This is a genomic window from Anaeromyxobacter oryzisoli, from assembly GCF_022690765.1.
In the GTDB taxonomy this organism is placed as follows: domain Bacteria; phylum Myxococcota; class Myxococcia; order Myxococcales; family Anaeromyxobacteraceae; genus Anaeromyxobacter; species Anaeromyxobacter oryzisoli.
Genome location: NZ_JALCZA010000015.1, coordinates 16,191 through 33,613, shown reverse-complemented (window position 1 = coordinate 33,613; position 17,423 = coordinate 16,191). Strand labels below are relative to the sequence as shown.

General features: G+C 69.8%; 13 protein-coding genes. 8 read left to right on the top strand and 5 right to left on the bottom strand.

Features of this window, described 5'->3' with window-relative positions; genetic code table 11:
- Positions 1–2 precede the first annotated feature (2 nt).
- The gene (locus MNZ27_RS07480; RefSeq protein WP_242393418.1) at positions 3–1,871 is read right to left on the bottom strand and encodes an ABC transporter ATP-binding protein; all 1,869 of its coding nucleotides are present in this window, start codon (positions 1,869–1,871) and stop codon (positions 3–5) included.
- A 90-nt stretch (positions 1,872–1,961) separates the two neighbouring features.
- On the opposite strand from MNZ27_RS07480, the gene speA reads away from it, so the two are divergent.
- Both speA and MNZ27_RS07470 read left to right on the top strand, forming a co-directional pair.
- Positions 1,962–3,941: a biosynthetic arginine decarboxylase gene (gene speA / locus MNZ27_RS07475; protein ID WP_242393417.1), complete on the top strand. Its 1,980-nt coding sequence runs from the start codon at positions 1,962–1,964 to the stop codon at positions 3,939–3,941.
- A gap of 135 nt (positions 3,942–4,076) precedes the next feature.
- A complete protein-coding gene (locus MNZ27_RS07470; RefSeq protein WP_242393416.1) occupies positions 4,077–4,280 on the top strand; it encodes a dodecin in 204 nt (67 codons plus the stop codon).
- Between the two features lie 46 nt (positions 4,281–4,326).
- Here the strand turns inward: MNZ27_RS07470 and MNZ27_RS07465 are convergent, their stop codons facing one another.
- Positions 4,327–4,767: a GNAT family N-acetyltransferase gene (locus tag MNZ27_RS07465; protein ID WP_242393415.1), complete on the bottom strand. Its 441-nt coding sequence runs from the start codon at positions 4,765–4,767 to the stop codon at positions 4,327–4,329.
- 10 nt (positions 4,768–4,777) lie between these two features.
- Positions 4,778–5,323 carry a metal-dependent hydrolase gene (locus MNZ27_RS07460; protein WP_242393414.1) on the bottom strand — a complete coding sequence of 182 codons (546 nt, stop codon included), beginning with the start codon at positions 5,321–5,323 and terminating at the stop codon, positions 4,778–4,780.
- Positions 5,324–5,637: 314 nt separating this feature from the next.
- On the opposite strand from MNZ27_RS07460, the gene MNZ27_RS07455 reads away from it, so the two are divergent.
- The 4 genes from MNZ27_RS07455 (at position 5,638) to MNZ27_RS07440 (ending at position 9,119) form a co-directional block, all read left to right on the top strand.
- Entirely contained in the window at positions 5,638–6,261 is a 624-nt protein-coding gene (locus tag MNZ27_RS07455; RefSeq protein ID WP_242393413.1) for an MBL fold metallo-hydrolase, read from the top strand.
- 218 nt (positions 6,262–6,479) lie between these two features.
- Positions 6,480–7,502 carry an SDR family oxidoreductase gene (locus MNZ27_RS07450; RefSeq protein WP_242393412.1) on the top strand — a complete coding sequence of 341 codons (1,023 nt, stop codon included), beginning with the start codon at positions 6,480–6,482 and terminating at the stop codon, positions 7,500–7,502.
- A 236-nt stretch (positions 7,503–7,738) separates the two neighbouring features.
- Complete coding sequence (locus MNZ27_RS07445) at positions 7,739–8,146, top strand: cupin domain-containing protein (RefSeq protein WP_242393411.1); 408 nt, start codon at positions 7,739–7,741, stop codon at positions 8,144–8,146.
- 655 nt (positions 8,147–8,801) lie between these two features.
- Complete coding sequence (locus MNZ27_RS07440) at positions 8,802–9,119, top strand: hypothetical protein (RefSeq protein ID WP_242393410.1); 318 nt, start codon at positions 8,802–8,804, stop codon at positions 9,117–9,119.
- A gap of 162 nt (positions 9,120–9,281) precedes the next feature.
- Here the strand turns inward: MNZ27_RS07440 and MNZ27_RS23465 are convergent, their stop codons facing one another.
- Complete coding sequence (locus MNZ27_RS23465) at positions 9,282–9,404, bottom strand: hypothetical protein (RefSeq protein ID WP_277957700.1); 123 nt, start codon at positions 9,402–9,404, stop codon at positions 9,282–9,284.
- 150 nt (positions 9,405–9,554) lie between these two features.
- Between MNZ27_RS23465 and MNZ27_RS07435 the strand changes: the two genes are divergently transcribed.
- Positions 9,555–14,003 (top strand): RHS repeat domain-containing protein, encoded by a 4,449-nt coding sequence (locus tag MNZ27_RS07435; protein ID WP_242393409.1) that lies wholly within the window; start codon positions 9,555–9,557, stop codon positions 14,001–14,003.
- Positions 14,004–14,669: 666 nt separating this feature from the next.
- Here the strand turns inward: MNZ27_RS07435 and MNZ27_RS07430 are convergent.
- Positions 14,670–15,569: a transposase gene (locus tag MNZ27_RS07430; protein WP_242393408.1), complete on the bottom strand. Its 900-nt coding sequence runs from the start codon at positions 15,567–15,569 to the stop codon at positions 14,670–14,672.
- A gap of 872 nt (positions 15,570–16,441) precedes the next feature.
- Between MNZ27_RS07430 and MNZ27_RS07425 the strand changes: the two genes are divergently transcribed.
- Positions 16,442–17,407 carry a peptidylprolyl isomerase gene (locus tag MNZ27_RS07425; protein WP_242393407.1) on the top strand — a complete coding sequence of 322 codons (966 nt, stop codon included), beginning with the start codon at positions 16,442–16,444 and terminating at the stop codon, positions 17,405–17,407.
- The last annotated feature ends 16 nt before the right edge of the window (positions 17,408–17,423 follow it).

Genomic DNA, 17,423 nt, shown 5'->3' with positions numbered 1-17,423 from the left:
GATCAGTCCAGGTAGCCGCGCGCCTGGAGGTTGAACAGGTGCGCGTAGCGACCGTCCAGGGCCATCAGCTCGCGGTGCGAGCCGAGCTCGTCGAGGCGCCCGCCGTGGAGCACCGCGATCCGGTCGGCGAAGCGGACCGTGGAGAACCGGTGCGAGATGACGAGGGCGGTGCGGTCGGCGGCGAGCGCCCGGAAGCGCTCGACCAGCTCGTGCTCGGCCTCCGCGTCGATGGCCGCGGTGGGCTCGTCGAGGATGAGGAGCTCCGCCTGGTCGCGCATGAACGCGCGCGCCACCGCGAGCTTCTGCCACTGTCCGGACGAGAGCTCCTGACCGGACTCGAACCAGCCGCCCAGCACCGTGTCGTAGCCCATCGGCAGCGCGGTGATGACGCCGTCGGCGCCGCCGCGCCGGGCCGCGTCGACCACCCGGTCGCGGTCCGTCACGCGGGCGGGGTTCCCGAGCCCGATGTTCTCGGCGGCGGTGAACTGGTAGCGGACGAAGTCCTGGAACACCGCGCCCACCCGGCTCCGGAGGTCCGCCGGGTCGAGGTCGCGCAGGTCCACGCCGCCGTACCGGATCTCGCCCTCGGTCGGGTCGTAGAGCCGGAGCAGCAGCTTCACGAGCGTGGACTTGCCCGCGCCGTTCTCGCCGACGAGCCCGAGCTTCTCGCCCGGCGCGAGGGTGAGGGAGAGGTCCCGCAGCGCCCAGTCGCGCTGGCCGGGGTAGCGGAAGGAGACGCCGCGGAGCTCGAGCGCCTGGGGGCGGCCGCGCGCGACCGTGCGCGCCGGCTGGAGGCGCGGCGCCTCGCCAGCGGTGGGAATCCCGAGGTACTCGAACAGGTTCGACATGAAGAGCGCGTCCTCGTACAGGCCGCCGACCGCCTGGAGGACCGACTGCACCGCCGCCTGCCCTTGCCGGAACACCGTGATGTAGAGGGTGAGGTCCCCCAGCGTGATGGCGCCGCGCGCGGCCCGGCCCGCCATGAGGGCGAGCATCCCGTAGAACGCGCCGAGCGAGACGAGCCCGAACCCGATGCCGGCGCGGAGGCGCCGCACCGCGATCCGGCGGTCCTCGTCGAAGAACTTCCGGAACAGCCGCCGGTAGCGCCCGAGCACGAGGGGCCCGAGGCCGTAGAGCTTCACCTCCTTCACGTGGCTGTCGCGGGTGAGGATCCACTCGAGGTAGTCGAGGCGGCGCCCCTCGGGCGCGCGCCAGGTCCAGACGCGGAAGGACTCGCCGGAGAGGCGCGCCTCGGCGAGGAAGGCCGGGACGGAGGCGGCGATGATGACGAGCACGCTCGCGGGGGAGATCCGGAGCAGCAGCCCCGACAGCGCGATCAGGGTGACGGTGTGCTGCCCGATGGCGAGGGCCTGCATCGCCAGGGAGAGGGGGCGCGAGGAGGCCTCGCGCCGGGCGTTCTGCATCTTGTCGTAGACGTCGCTGTCCTCGAAGTGCCGCAGCTCCAGCTGGAGCGCCTTCTCGAGGATCCGCTCGTTCACGAGGTTCCCGAGGGCGCCGCGGAGGAGCTCGCGCCGGAGGCCGACCAGGCGTCCGCCGGCAAGCTGGATCGCCATGAGCCCCGCCTCGCCGGCGACGAGCCAGAGCACGCGCGCGCGGGCGGCCGCGTCGCCGCTCCGGGCCGCGAGGACGACGCCGTCCACGACGAGCTTGCCGAGCCAGGCGATCGCGGCCGGGAGCAGCGCGAGGAAGATCGTGAGCGCCACGATCACCACGGCGCCGCCGCGGTCGGCATCCCACACGAGCCGGAGCGTCCCCGGGAGCTGCCGGAAGACGACGCGCGCGCCCGCGAGCCGCTCCTTCAGCGACGCGCCGGGGACGGGCGGACGAGGTCTCGGATGGTGGCGCGTCACGGTGCAGAAGCTCCTAACGGACCCGGCCGCGGATGTCGACGGCGGGCACCCTCGATTTCTCGGCCGCGGTGTCGTAGATCACCACGCGACATGAGCATCCCCGAGCAACGCGTCCCGGAGCAGCGGAGCGACGCGACCACGGCCATGGCCCCCGCGGACTGGTCCATCGAGCGGGCGGCGCACTACTACAACCTGAACGGCTGGGGCGCGGGCTTCTTCTCCGTGAACGACAAGGGGCACGTCGTCGTTCACCCGATGGGGCAGCCCGGGCCGGTCATCGACCTCATGGACGTGGTCGAGGACATCCAGGAGCGGAAGATCGGGTTCCCGTGCGTGGTCCGGTTCCAGGACGTGCTCCGCGCCCGCGTGAAGCAGATCAACGAGGCGTTCGGGAAGGCCGTCGCCGAGATGGGCTACGGCGCGCGCTACTACGGCGTGTTCCCGGTGAAGGTGAACCAGATGCGCGAGGTGGTCGAGGAGATCCTCGACGCCGGCGCGCCGTACCACTACGGCCTCGAGGCGGGCTCGAAGGGCGAGCTGCTGGTCGTGCTCGGCATGAACGCCGACCCCGAGGCGCTCACCATCTGCAACGGCTACAAGGACGAGGAGTTCCTCCGGCTCGCGCTCCTCGGGCGCAAGCTCGGCCGCAAGGTCATCGTCGTCATCGAGAAGCTCTCCGAGCTGCCGCACCTGCTCCGCCTCGCCGACGAGATGGGGGTGGAGCCGATGATCGGGCTCCGCTCGAAGCTCACCACGCGCGGCACCGGGAAGTGGGAGGGGTCGTCCGGCGACTTCGCCAAGTTCGGCCTCACCGTCCCGGAGCTGATCCGGGCGGTCCGGATCCTCCAGGAGGCGGGCAAGGAGCACTGCGCCAAGCTGCTGCACTTCCACGTCGGCTCGCAGCTCACCGAGATCCGGGTGGTGAAGGACGCGGTGAACGAGGGGGCGCGGGTCTACGCGAAGCTCCGGAAGATGGGGCTGCCCATCGAGTACCTCGACGTCGGCGGCGGGCTTGGCGTCGATTACGTCGGCACGCACACGAACGGCTGGACGTCGTCCGTCAACTACTCGATGGACGAGTACGTCGGCGACATCGTCTACAACGTCCAGCGCGTCTGCATGAACGAGGGCGTCCCCGAGCCGCACCTCGTCTCCGAGTCCGGCCGCGCCGTCACCGCGCACCACTCCTGCATCATCATGAACGTCTTCGGCCACATCGAGATCGGGTCGGCCGAGGAGATCGAGCACGCCTCCACCCCCGAGCCGAACGAGCCGAAGGTCGTCCGGGAGATGCGCGAGATCGTCGCCTCGATGACGCCGCGCAACCGCGCCGAGGCGTACCACGACGCGGCGGCGAAGAAGGAGGAGGCGCTCCAGATGTTCAAGCTCGGCATCCTCGGCCTCGAGGAGCGGGCGGTGGTGGAGAGCCTCTTCTGGAAGCTGGTCCGCGGGATCGCCGACCTGAACCGCGGCAAGAAGCGGCTGCCGCGCGAGACGAAGGACCTCGGCGACAAGATCGCGGACCAGTACATGGCGAACTTCTCGCTCTTCCAGAGCGCGCCGGACCACTGGGCCTTCGATCAACTCTTCCCCATCGTGCCCCTGCACCGCCTGGGCGAGGCGCCCACCCGCGACACCACCATCGTGGACATCACCTGCGACTCGGACGGCAAGATCGATCGCTTCATCGAGGGCGAGGGCGTGGACGAGACGCTCTCGCTGCACGCCCTGTCCCCCGGCGAGCCGTACTACCTCGGCATGTTCATGACCGGCGCCTACCAGGACATCATGGGCGACATGCACAACCTGTTCGGCCGGGTGAACGAGATCCACGTCTTCGTGGACGACGAGGATCCGGAGGACTTCTACATCGAGGAGGTCATCCCGGGCGACAACATCGCGCGGGTCCTCTCGCGCGTGCAGTACGAGCCCGCGGACCTCTTCCGCCGCGTGAAGAGCGCCGTCGATCAGAAGGTGAAGGACGGCACGATCCGGCCGAAGGAGGGCGTCTCGCTGGAGGACTTCTACGAGTCCGTGATGCGGGGCTACACCTACCTCGGCGGCGTCTAGCCGGTACCGTCGCGGGCCGGCGTCGCAGGCCGCGACGGAGCGCAGCCCCGAGAGGGTGGGGCCGGGCGAGCCTCGCGAGCGCAAGATGGTGACCGGAAGTCAATCCGGTGGAGCGCACGCGCGAGGAGGAGCCCGATGCCCGGCGTCTACAAGAAGATCGAGGTGGTGGGGACGTCCCCGACGAGCTTCGCGGAGGCGACGCGCATCGCGGTCGAGGAGGCCTCGAAGACCGTCCGCCACATGGGCTGGTTCGAGGTCACCGAGATGCGCGGCGCGATCAAGGACGGGAAGATCGCCGAGTTCCAGGTCACCGTGGAGATCGGGTTCAAGCTCGAGTAGGCGCGCGAGCCCCCGCTGCCGCGCGCGACCTCCCGGCCGGGCGTGATCAGCGGGCGAGGGCCTTCTTCATCCGCACGTGCGGGACGCCCTGGTCCTGGAACGGTTCGCCTTCGCGGACGTAGCCGCGGTTCCGGTAGAACGGCTCGGCGGGGAGCTGGGCGTTCACCGTCAGCTCGCGAAGGCCCTGGAGCTTCGCCATCCGCTCGAGCGCGTCGAGGAGCGCGGCGCCGATCCCCGTCCGCCGGAGCTCCGCCGGGACGGCCTCGCGGCCGAGCACGCCGGTGCGGCGGTCGAGGCGCACCAGACGGCCGGTCCCGACGCAGCGCCCGGCGTCGTCCCAGGCGACCACGTGCGAGGCGCGATCGTCGAAGGCGTCCCGATCGAGCGGGCGCGGCACGCCCTGCTCGACCTCGAACACGGCGCGGCGGAGCGCGAAGGCGGCCTCGAGATCCCGCGGGCTCGAGGCGAACCGGACGAGGGTGGCCATGCCGCGCATCCTACCGTGCAGAGCGCTCCGCGGCGGAGGGGCTCGCGCGGATGACCCCGTCCGGCCAGAGGGCGTACACGAGGAACGGCAGGAACAGGATGACCTCCGTCGCGAGCACCTCGAAGCCGCGGTGGGACAGGAGCCGGGCCCCGATCGGAGAGGCGGGCAGGAGCGTCCACGCGGCGTGGGTGCGCGCCGCGCTGAACGGCCAGAGCAGCATCACCCCGGCGCCACCGCCCGTCAGCGTGTCGAGCAGCCCGTGCGACGTCGCGGCCACGGCTCCGGTGAGCGCCATCCGGAGCCGGGACCGTCCCAGGCCGCCGACGATCAAGGCGACGAGGACGGCGGCGCACGCGGCGAACGTGAGGGAGTGCAACGCGCCGCGGTGCAGCCACGGTGAGCCGTGACCTGCCCCGAGCCTCCGCGCGAGCACGTCGAGGTCCGGGAAGGTGGCAAGGGCGGTGTACAGCGCGGTGGCGACGAGACGGCGACGGCCGTCCTCCGCGTGGAAGCGACCGGCGGCGAGGCCGATCGCGACGTGACCGAGGGAGGGCATGGAGCGGAGACTTGCAAGCGCGGGGCCGCGCGCGGGGGTGAGCTCCCGGCGGGGATCTCGCGCGGGAATCTCGCCGTGGGGCCCTCCGAACGCGTGTACCGGAGGACGCGGGCGTTGCCGGGACGACACACCCGCCTCAAGCCGGCCTGAGGCCCGCCGGCACGCGCCGGTGGTCCGCGCCCGTCCCCCCACCGCGCGTCCGCTCGCCCGAGCTCCGAGCGCCTCACGACGCGGTGGCGCGCCCTGGCGCTGCGCGACCGTGAGGGACGTGCGCCGGGCCCCGGCGAGGGAAAGATGGGCGCCGGAGGTGGCCCATGTCCGAGCCCAGCCATCCCGCCACGCGCGTGTCCGAAGTCCGTCCCGGCCTGCTCCACTGGACGCTCCACGACGATCGGATCGACGCCCGCAGCGACGCGTGGGCGCTCGTCGAGCCGGAGGGGACGGTGCTCGTGGACCCGCTCCCCCTCACCGACGAGGCGCTCGACGCGCTCGGTCGCGTCGAGGCCATCGTGCTCACGATCCAGTCTCACCAGCGCTCCGCGTGGCGTTACCGCAAGCGCTTCGGCGCGAAGGTCCACGCGCCGGAGGGCGCCCAGGGGCTCGAGGAGGAGCCGGACGCGTGGTACGGCGACGGGGCGTCGCTCCCGGGCAGGCTGCGGGCGATCCACGCTCCGGGGCCGTGCGAGGCGAGCTACGCGCTCCTGCGGGCGGGCGAGGACGGCATCCTGTTCCTCGGGGACCTCGTGGTGCGCGGCGCGCGCGGCGCCTTCTCCTTCGTGCCCGACGCGTACCAGGACGACCCGGCGCGGACGCGCGAGAGCGTGCGGCGGCTGCTCGGTCTCCCCGTGGCGGTCCTCTGCCCCGGGCACGGCGCGCCCGCGCTGAAGGGCGGCACCGCCCCGCTCGCGGACGCGCTGGCGGGGGGCGAGGAGAAGTGATCGCCGGGACCGGGCCGGAGAAGTGATCGCCGGGGCCGGGCCGGAGGAGTGACGCGCGCGGACGCGCCGGCGAGCGCCCCCGGCTCGGCTCCACGGCGCTCGACGCGCCGCCAACGCCGCCGGCGGCGGGGCCAGCGGCGCCGCGGCGGGCGGTCCGCCCGCGGTGGCCCAGGGCTTCGTGGCGCTTCGTGGCGTCCCGGTGGCCGAGGGCGACGCACGTGATCATCCATGAAGTCGGGATGGCGCGGAAGAGCAGGGGGCGGGTGGTGGTCGTGACGGGGGCCTCGGCGGGCGTCGGCCGGGCGGTGGCGCGCGCGTTCGGCGAGCAGCGCGCGAAGGTCGGGCTCATCGCGCGGACGCGCGAGGCGCTCGAGGACGCGGCGCGGGAGATCGAGCGCGCCGGCGGAGAGGCGTTGGTGCTGCCGCTCGACGTCGCGGACCCGGCGGCGGTCGAGGCCGCCGCGGACCAGGTGGTCGCCCGGTGGGGGCGGATCGACGTCTGGGTGAACGACGCGATGGTCAGCGTCTTCTCCCCGGTGAAGGAGACGAAGGCGGAGGAGTACCGGCGCGTCACCGAGGTGGACTACCTCGGGTTCGTGCACGGGACCCAGGCGGCGCTGAAGCACATGCTCGCGCGCGACGCCGGCCACGTCATCCAGATCGGCTCGGCGCTCGTCTACCGCTCGATCCCGCTCCAGAGCGCGTACTGCGCGAGCAAGGCGGCGATCCGGGGCTTCACGGACTCGCTCCGCTGCGAGCTGTACCACGACCACAGCCACGTCCACCTCTCGATGGTGCAGCTCCCTGCCGTCAACACGCCGCAGTTCGACGTGGTGCGCTCGCGGCTGCCAGGGCACCCGCAGCCGGTGCCGCCCATCTTCCAGCCGGAGGTGATCGCGCGCTCGGTGCTGTGGGTGGCGGATCACCCCGTGCGCGAGCTGTGGGTGGGCTGGCCGGCCGTGAAGGCCATCCTCGGCCAGAGGCTCATCCCGGGGCTGCTCGACCGTTACCTCGGCAGGACCGGCTACGCGGCCCAGCAGACCGATCAGCCCGTGGCGCCGGGGCGCCCCGACGACGTGGACCGGCCGCTCGCCGGCGACCGCGGCGCGCACGGGGACTTCGACGTGCGCGCGCGGGGCTGGAGCGCCGAGCTCTGGTTCCGCATGCACCGGAGGCGGATCGCCGCCGCGGCCGCGGCGCTCGCGGCGGCCGTGGTCGGGTACCGCGCGCTCACGGCCTGAGCATTGGCAGGCAACCCGCCGCTTCTGGCGGCGTGACTCGAAAACGCGCTGCCGTCCCGGCGAGATGAGGGACGGTCTCCTTCGCGCGGACCTGGCCGTCCGCGCGCCGCCGGCTCTGCCGGCGGTAGCTGGCTGCTCGGCGTTCGAGCGTGCGCACCCGCCGCCGCTCGCGTACCCGAGAATGCCGCTCCCGCGCCGGCGGCGCCGTTAGCTAGCCGATGGGGGAGGGACGGCACATGGCGAAGATGACGGTGAAGAAGTTCTCGTCTCCCGACGAGACGCGGTCGTTCCAGGCGAAGGGGCGGATCGACCTCGTCAAGGTCGGAGACGCCACGGTCGGCCGCGGCGTGTTCGAGCCGGGCTGGAAGTGGTCCACGCACGTGAAGCCGATCGCGAAGACGGAGAGCTGCCAGGCAACGCACTCGGGGTACGTCCTCTCGGGGCGGATGCACATCGTGATGGACGACGGCCTGGAAGCCGAGATCGAGCCGGGCGACTACGTCTTCATCCCGCCCGGACACGACGCCTGGACCGTCGGGAACGACGCCTGCGTGCTCCTGGACTTCTCGGGGGCGGAGCATTACGCCCGCGCCGGACGCGAGGCGCAGGCGGGCGCCGGCGGGAGGCAGCCGCCCGCGCACTGATCGCGACGCCTGCTGGCATCGAGCTGCTGCGACGCACGCTGCCCGTCTGCGCGGAGCAGGCGGGCAGCGTGCGCTGTTCGCGTCATGCGACCCAGAGCTCCGTTGGTCGGATTGCCCACACGACACGGCTGTCCTGTTGGGGCTTCCCATCACCCGCATCCGAACGCGGTGATCACGTAACGGCCGCTCTCGTCCAGGGTAGGATCCTCGAGAGAAGGTCGGACCGGTGGGAGCATGGTTCAGCCTGATATCAAACGAAATGGCTGAAGCGGTCATGCGAGGTGACGTGGGCGCCGGATCACCCCGATGCCGTGACAGCGACGGCGAGAAGAAGCTCACCCCCGCGCGAGCAGGGATCGGGCTCTGTCGTCGATCGTGGCCGCGGTGAGCGGGCAGGATACGAACAGCTCGAAGAGCAGCTCGTGTTCGACCGATGGTGCGCGGAACGGAAAGTGTAGCGATTCCGTGGCGCTCTGCGTTTCTCGTTGACGGACCGTGATCTCCTTGGCAGGCTCGTCGACCAACACGGCACGACAATAGCGACCTCGACCGCGAGGCGAGCGAGCAATAGCCCGGACCCACGCGGCCCTAGGGCGTACCGAAGGCCGGCGAGTGTGTCTCACACCCTCCGGACGTGCTTCTCAGGGGGAGAGCCGTGCGCACTCGCTTGCTGCGCGCGTTTCACGCATCGCTCACGCTGCTCGTCATCGCTGCGTGTGGGTCCTCGTCCTCGGCCAAGAGCTCACCGTTCGCGCTGGAGGCCCGGGTCGGGGTCTACGACGACGGCTCGGGTCGGCTCGGAACCGCGCTCGTCGCGACGCTCCGTGATGCGGGAGGGGCGGGGCCGAGCTCACCGTGGACCATCACCGTACGCGACGGCTCGGGGATCACCGTCGCGACGCTCCAGTCGGTGACCGGCCCGGGCGCGTACATGGCCTCGTGGTATGCGCGACGCCGCGCCCAGCCCGGGTAGCTATCAGGTCGTCGCGGAGAGCGGGCAGGACTCGGTCCGCGCGAGCGTCTCGCTCGATGTCGCGAGCAGCAGCCTGCCGCTCCCGGCGCCCGTGGTCGCGGCCGACGGCTCCCGGATCGACTGGGCGCCGGTTCCGGGCGCGATCGCCTACATCTGTCGCGTCTATGCCGCCGGAGCGTTGCAGCTCGATACCGCGGGGAGCGGCACGAGCTGCGATCTCTCCGCGCTCCCGTCGGGCGCGTACAGCGCGTCGGTGCTGGCGGTCTCGGCCGATCTCGCGGCCATCGCGGCGAGCTCCGCGATGGTGCCGCCCCTGCCGCCGACGTTCGACGTCTCGGAGGCGCGCCTCGGCCTCGCGCGCGTCGCCGGCGCTCCGCCGGTCGTGCTCCGCGCCGTGGGGGGGGGGCGTACGACAACGGCATCGGCGCACGGTCGTTGGCGGTCTGGCTCTCCATCTCCGCCGCCGATGGATCGGCGACCACCTCGACCTGGGAGGTCCAGGTGGTCGGCCCGAACCTGCCGGCGAGCGCGCCGCTCGCGCTCACCTACTACGCCAATTTCCCCCGCACGCTGACCTGGGCGCCCGGGATCCCGGCTGCGCAGGGGACGTACACGGTGACCGCGCAGTCCGGGGCGACCGCGGTGGTCGGCCAGTTCACGGTGGGGTCGCCACCCTGGCTGGATCAGCCGCTCGGGCTCGTCGCGAGCGACGGGAGCCTGGGTTCCGCGAGCGCGTCTTGGAATCCCGTCGTCGGCGCGAAGAGCTACCTGCTCGCCGCCTACGACGGGGCCGGGGCGCTCGGACGAGCCGCTGCCGGTGAGCCGGGGCACGATCTCGAGACCAAGTACTCGTACAAGAACGGCCGCTACGACCGCATCGAGCGGGAGTTCCTCGGTTTCGAGAAGGTCACGCGGACGAACCCGGACGGGACGACGCTCGAGCAGGTCTTCAGCAACGCGAACGCCCTCACGAAGGGGCTGCTCGTCTCCGAGCGCGTGCTCGGCAAGGACGACCGGGTATGGGTGGAGACGGTCAACTCCTGGAGCGATCCGCTGCTCCAGACCACGCCCGCCCAGGGCTGCTCGAGCAATACGCCCATCCTCCTCGATCCGCGGTCCTACTGCGGGTCCTTCTTCACCAAGCTCGCCGCGGTCGAGAAGCGGTCCTACGAGGGGCAGCCGACCGCCGGCCTCGTCACGCGACAGGAGTTCACCTACGACGAGACGGGGAACGTGATCGCGTTCCACGACTTCGGCGACGTCGCCGATCCCGCCGACGATCTCCTCGCCACGATCCGGTACGCGACCGACTCCGCCGCAAGCGCGCTCTACTCGATCGCGCGCCCGGAGTCCGTGGTCGTCACCGACCTGAGCGGCAAGGTGCTGAGGTCGCGCTCGGCCATGTACGACGGCGCCGGGAATCTCCAGAAGTTCGTCGCCGACCTGGGCAACGGCCAGAGCGCCACGACCGATCTCCACTGGAACGCGAACGGCACGCTCGACTGGGTGCAGGGACCGGAGAACGAGAGCCGCCTGCGGTACCAGACGAACTACGGGTACGACGGCGTGACCGGCTCGTACGTCACCTCGATCACCGACTCGCACGGCTACACGTCGACGGCCGACTACGACTTCCGCTTCGGCGAGGCGACGACGACCACCGACGTGAACGGGAAGGTGACGGCGCGCGCGTTCGACGCGTTCGGCCGGCTCGAGCGGCTCGCGGGCCCGAAGGACACCCTCGCCGCGCCGACGGTCTGGATCACCTACGCTCACGACGCGGCGCCGGCCTACGCGTGGACGCACAACCGGTTGCCGCGCAGGGCGGGCGACAGCCGCGGGAGCGTCGATACCGTAATCGTCATGGACGGGCTCGGACGCACGATCCAGACGAAGAAGACGGCGGAGATGGCTACGTCGGAGCAGACCAAGGGGATCGGCTGGTCCGTCAGCGGTCACCAGGTCTATGACGCGATGGGGCGCGTCGCGCTCCAGGGCCAGACCTTCGGCAGCTTCAGCTCCCGTCCGGAGTACGTCCCCGGGACGCCCCGGAACCCGACCCGGTTCCTCTACGACGACCTCGGTCGCATGATCGAGACAGTCGAGCCGGACGGGTCCATCACCCGCGTCGACATCGGCTTCGGGATGCCGGCCGGCTCGGTCACCCGGCGCTACCGGACGGTCGCCACGGACGCGGAGGGGCACGCGAAGGCGACGTACAAGGACGCCGCCGACCGCGTCGTCGCGGTGGAGGAGCGGATCGAGGGGCGCACGCCCACCACGTCTTACGAGTACAACCCGGTTGGCGACCTGAGGAAGATCGTGGACGCCGCCGGGAACACCACCTGGGCCGAGTACGATCTCCTCGGTCGGCGGACGAAGCTGGTGAACCCCGACACGGGGGCGCTCCGGTTCGACCTCGATCCGGCCGGCAACGTGATCCGGAAGTACGACCCGAACCTCGACCAGGCCGGCCGCTTCATCCACTACGTCTACGACTACGACCAGCTGGTCAAGATCGAGTACCCGGACTCGAGCCGGAACGTGACGTACGTCTACGGCAAGCTCGCGGACGCGGACAAGAACGGCGTCGGGCGCATCGTCGAGGTGCAGGACGACGCGGGGGTCGAGAAGCGCAGCTACGACGAGCTGGGCTCGCTGGCGTCCACGACCCGGGTGCTGAAGGCGATGCCTCCGTACTACCGGACGCAGACCTTCACCACGTCCTTCACCTGGGACTCATTCGGTCGGATGATGAGCATCACCTATCCGGACATGGAGACCGTGGGCTACCAGTACGACGCGGGCGGGTTGCTCGAGAGCGCGACGGGGCACCGGCCGGCGGGCTCGAGCGTACCGGGCGACGAAGTCTACCTCGCGTCGCTCATGTACGACGAGTTCGGTCAGCGGGTCCGGATGGTGCTCGGAAACGGGGTCGTCTCGAGCTATGGCTATGAGCCGCTCACGCGACGGCTCCACAGGCTCACGACGGTGACGCCGCTCGGGCGGACGCTCCAGGCGATCACCTACGGTTACGACCGGGTGGGCAACGTCAAGTCGATGGTGAACGCCCTGGGGGAGCCGGTCGGTGACCGGTCGGGCGAGGTCCGGTACGAGTTCCAGTACGACGACCTCTACCGGCTGAAGATGGCGCACGGCGAGGCGAAGTCGCGGCCGCGCACCATCGACCGGTTCACGGCGACGTACGCGTTCTCCGATATCCACAACATGACCGCCAACGTGCAGGTGCACGAGGTCGTGCACGGCGACGCGAGCGTGTCCTACGAGCGGCCGCCGCAGACGAACCACGAGTTCGCCTACGCGTACGATCCGGCCCATCCGCACCGGGCGACCCGGATCGGCGACACGTTCGTGGTTTTCGACGCGAACGGAAACACCGCCGCCGAGTGCCGGGACCAGGGCGATCCCACCTGCACCGCGACCGCGGATCACCTGCGGCGGTTCGGCTGGACGGAGGAGAACCGGCTCGACCACGTGATCGAGGGCGGTGGTCGGAACATCACGCGGTTCGTCTACGACGCGGCGGGCGATCGGGTGGTGAAGCTCGGCCGGGGAGGGGAGAGCATCACCATTGGGCAGTTCTGGTCGCTCAAGGGGCGGCGTGCCGCGACGAAGCACGTCTTCGCCGGCGCGACGCGGCTCGCCTCCAAGCTCCTCCCGCCGCCGGGCTGGACCGGCGCGCCGACCGCCACCGTGACCGCGACCCTCGCGGCCACCTCGAGCACGGCGAACGGCACGCAGAACGACAACGGCTGCGATCCGTCCAACTACCAGCCCCAGAAATGCCCGGTGCTACCGGGAGGCGAGCCGTCGGTGAACCACCGGTTCGACGACACCACCGTACGGCCGGAGACCTACTACTACCACCCCGATCACCTCGGCTCGACGAGCTGGGTCACCGACCAGAACGGGCGGGTGCACGAGCACGTCGAGTACTTCCCGTACGGCGAGGTGTGGCGGGATCCGCAGAGCGACGCGGACGGGGCCCCGGTGAAGGGGCAGAGGTTCCTCTTCACGAGCAAGGAGTTCGACGAGGAGACGGGGCTCTACTATTTCGGCGCCCGGTATTTCGATTCGGTGAGGGTGAGGTGGAAGAGCACCGATCCCATTGTGCAACGCTGGACCGACGCTCCGGATCCGAGGAAGCTTTCGCTCTTCGCCTACGCGCTGTGGTCCCCTCAGCGTCTTATCGATCCCGATGGAGAGGACCCGGTCGAAAGCCGCATCCTGGAGAATCCGATCTCTGCGGATTACCTGGAGCGCTCTGGCCTCTTGGACAAGGTTAGCCCCGAGTATCTCTCGCAACACGGACTGCTGCGCGACGCGATAGCCCCTTACGGCGCCCGGCTGCCGGGCCTCCAGCGATCCGAGCAGGATCTCCTGGATGTCGAGAATGCGTTCGTCTTCCAGGCCCTTCCCGTTCTCGTGGGTGTCGGCCTGACCGCTGGCGAAAAGGTGGCGACGCCAAGGCGCGCACCTGCGGCCGACCCTGTCGCGCTTGACCCGCGCAGTATCCGATATTCGCAGCGGACTGTGAGTGGCGTCGAGGAACTGGTGAAGAGCATGGAGAAGAAAGGGTGGAAGGGTCCGCCTGTCGACGTGGTCCGCATGCCCGATGGCACGTTAGTTACGGTCGACAATACGCGCCTCCTCGCCGCTACTCGTACCAACACTCCTGTTCCTGCCGTGGTGCACGAGGCCGGCGAATCTCTCCCGGCAGGCCAGGTTGAGCGGTTCACGTCACGAGCAGGGGTGAAGCCCCAAACGTGGGGCGATGCCGTGAAGAACCGGATAGATGGGCAGGGTGCGGGCTTCCGCACTGCATATCCGAACGGATCCCCCGAGCCTCCAAAGAGTAACTAAGCCATGACGATTCGCGTACTCGACGACTCTCAGTGCCCGCCGTGGTTCACTTATCCGCGGGCCTACCTCCGGTTGGTGGAGCAGGGCATCGTGGACCTGACTCCCTGGTATCTGTTGGACGCAGAGCGGGTCACACGCTACGCGGCCGAGCTAGTTCGGCGGTATCCAGGCACTGAGCGCCTCCCGTTCGCTCGACGGCAAGACAACGACGACGTGGCGTGTTTCGACCGGTCGCGGCCGGGGCAGGTTGTGCTGCTCCATGATGGAGCAACACCCGGAACAGAACAAAGAAGGGTGTTTCCCGATGTGTGGGCATGGTTCCGCTTCGCCGTGGAACAGATGATCGAATGGGAGCCCTAGAACACCGAACCGGTTGAAGCCGATCTGATGGAAGAGTGCTCATCAGGAAGCAGCAATGGAGTGCCCCGACCGAGAGTAGTTGCGGGGAGGGGATGAGGGATCGAGCGTCGACCGGTAGGAGCGGCCTTTCGAGGCCGGAGTGGTGAGGCAAGGACGCCATGGAGAGCGCAGCGACAAGCGCGGCGAGACGCAGAGAGTGGGTCACTGTGCGCGAAGACCAAGGTGGTGGCGTGAGCGAGCCCTCGGCATCTCACCGGGAGAGCCGGCCGAACGTGTCTGGACTGACGGAGCGATGAAGCAATGATGCTATCCGCACGCTTCGCCGCACAGGGCGGAATGCTGCACGCGCATGAGCCACGTGCCGGGAGGGAAGAGGACGTCGCGAACGCCAGTCCTCCAGGACTCGAGCGCGGCCTGATAGGCCCGTCCGAACTCCTCGAGCCGCTGGAGCGCCTCGATCCGCTTCCACTTGGCCCTGCAGGCGACCCTGGGATTGAGCCCTCTTCGCGGTTCACCGGGGGCAGGGCGGGCGTGGGGCTTCTGCGCGAGGACCCGGGCTGCGCCGAGGAAGGAGCGGCCTTCGACTTCGAGCTTCGCCGCGGCGCGGTCCTCGGCATCGCGGAGCGCCTTGCCGAGCCGCCGGGCGAAGGCGTCGTCCGACTCGAACCCGGGAGGCCTGTGGAGCTGGAGGTTCGCCGAGGCCGGCATGCAGCCGAGCTTGCGGAAGAATTTCGTCGGCCGCTCGGCGACGATGGGCTCTCCACCGATCAAGTTCGGATCGGACCAGAGCCCCGGCCACTCCCGGCCGCGGCGGACGAGGCCGGCGGCGACTGGGTTGGCGAGGACGTAGACCATCTTCTCGATGATCGCGTCGGCAGTTTCGAGCCTCACCGCGCTGTAGCTGTCGGGGCCCCAGAAGCTCTCCCACCGCCCGAGGGCGCAGTTGATCGCCCTGGCGACGAGGCCGTCGAGGTAGCGGTGGAACTCGGGGAGTCGGGCGTGCGGGTCGGTGACGACCATATGGAAGTGGTTCGAGAGCACGCAGAAGGCGTGGACCTGGATCTGGCACCGTTCCGCTGCGACGGCGAGGACGTAGCGGAAGATGGCGTCGGTCTTGCTCGACGGGCGGAGGAAATAGCGGCGCTCGGAGCAGCGGCGGGTGACGAGGTAAGTAGTGCCCTTGAGGACCTGGCGCGGCGCAGTCATGCCAACGCCCAGGGCAACCGGCGTGCCGAGGAGGGATCGCCGGAAGTGCGGGAGTTGTGCAGCGGCGGCCGTCCGCGCGGCGGACGCATGGTCCGCGAAAACTTCTCTCGGTCGGGGCGCTGAAGAGGATGCCATGTCCGTAACGGAGTCTTGTCTCCTCGCCTTCTTGAGGACTGGTGTTCTTCGTGAGGCCGTACTCGGGATGAGTGCGGGCGAGGTGAGAAGCGCCTTGGGGGAACCGGATGAAGTGACGCGCCGGCGTGGAATTGAGTTGTGGACTTATGAGCGCAGGCTTGTACAGGTGTCGTTTTATCGCCGCAAACTTCGGCTTATTGGCATCTATTTTAGATACGCGCGCGAGCCTTGCTCGTGGCTATTCTCGGGTGTCCTTCCGCTCGGAAGAACGACGACCCGGGCGCAACTCCGGTCATGGTCGGAACAGCATGGAATACGATGGTTCACTAACTCAGAACTTCCTCAAATCGATGTAATAGGTGACGCTAACGTGAATGCGGTTTTTGCTGATGACGGAAACCTGGACAGCTTTCAGGTTGCCGTCCCAGCGTAGCGCCTGCCGCGATGGAGTAGCACGACGAACTATCGCGTCAACGTCAACGCCCCGAACACGCCCAACGCCCCGACTGAGAGTAGTTCGGGGGAGAAGATGAAGTAGCTGCACGATGAGTGGACAGATATGGGCGAGGTTCTGGGAACCGGCGTGCCGGACGCGTGTCAGCGGGCCGTTGAATTCGTGTTCGGTGGGGCCAACCATTCCGGAATTCTTGAGCCGCTGGAGCGCGTCGATCCGCTTCTTGCTGCTCGGGCCACGGTCTCTGCGTGGATATGTGGAACGAAATCTGTAGGGAGAATCGATGAGTAATCAGGCGAAGGTGCTCGTGCTCGCCGCGATCGTGGCGTCGTTTCTTCTCGGTCGCCTCACGGCGCCAGACAGCCTCCTCTCGCGGACCGGCCCGGCCGGGAGCAAGATCGCGAGATACTCCGGCGGTGCCCTCGGCGCCGACGACGTTCGAGACGCCATCGCCGGAACATCTGATGCGCGCCAGCGGCGGGCCGCAGTCGAGCAGCTCGTGAGGGCGCGACTCCTGGCGGAACGCGCGGAGGCCGCCGGGCGCGAGCGGACGCCCGACTTCCTCCGCCGCTACTCGGAAGAGCTCGCGCGCCTCGAGATCGAGAAGTCTTTCGACGAACCGTTCAAGAAGCAGCTCCCGACCGATGCCGAGATCCGGAGCTTCTTCGACGAGCACCAGGCGCAGCTCGGCCGGCCGGAGCGCGTCCGGCTCGCCCATGTTGCGCTCCTCGCGCCGGCGTCGGATCCGGAGGCGCGCGCCCTCAAACGCAAGGAGGCGGAGAAGGCGCTCGGGACCGTGCGTCGCTCGAAGGACGACTACGCCTTCGGCCGGCTCGCGCTCACGCTCTCCGACGACCCCCGCAGCCGCCCGGCGGCGGGCGAGCTGCCGTTCCTGACCCGGGAGGAGATCGCGCAGCGTCTCGGGCCGGAGGTGGCCGAGTTCGTCTTCGGCGCCTCGCCCGCGGGGCTCGTCGATCACGTCGTCGAGAGCGCGGCGGGCTTCCAGCTGGTGAAGGTGCTCGCCCGCGAGGAGGGGCGCGAGGCGCGCTACGACGAGCTTCGGGACGCCATCAAGGCGCGGATCACCGCGGACCGGCGGGAGAAGGCGTTCAAGGAGTTCATGGACCGGCTCTGGGCGAGCGGGGACGTGAAGATCGACGAGGCGGCGCTCGAGCGGATCGGTCGCGAGCAGGGCGCCCAGGCCCCCGAGGATCGCGGACCGCACAAGCCCGTCGCGGTCGCGAAGTAGCTGCACAGCTGTGGTG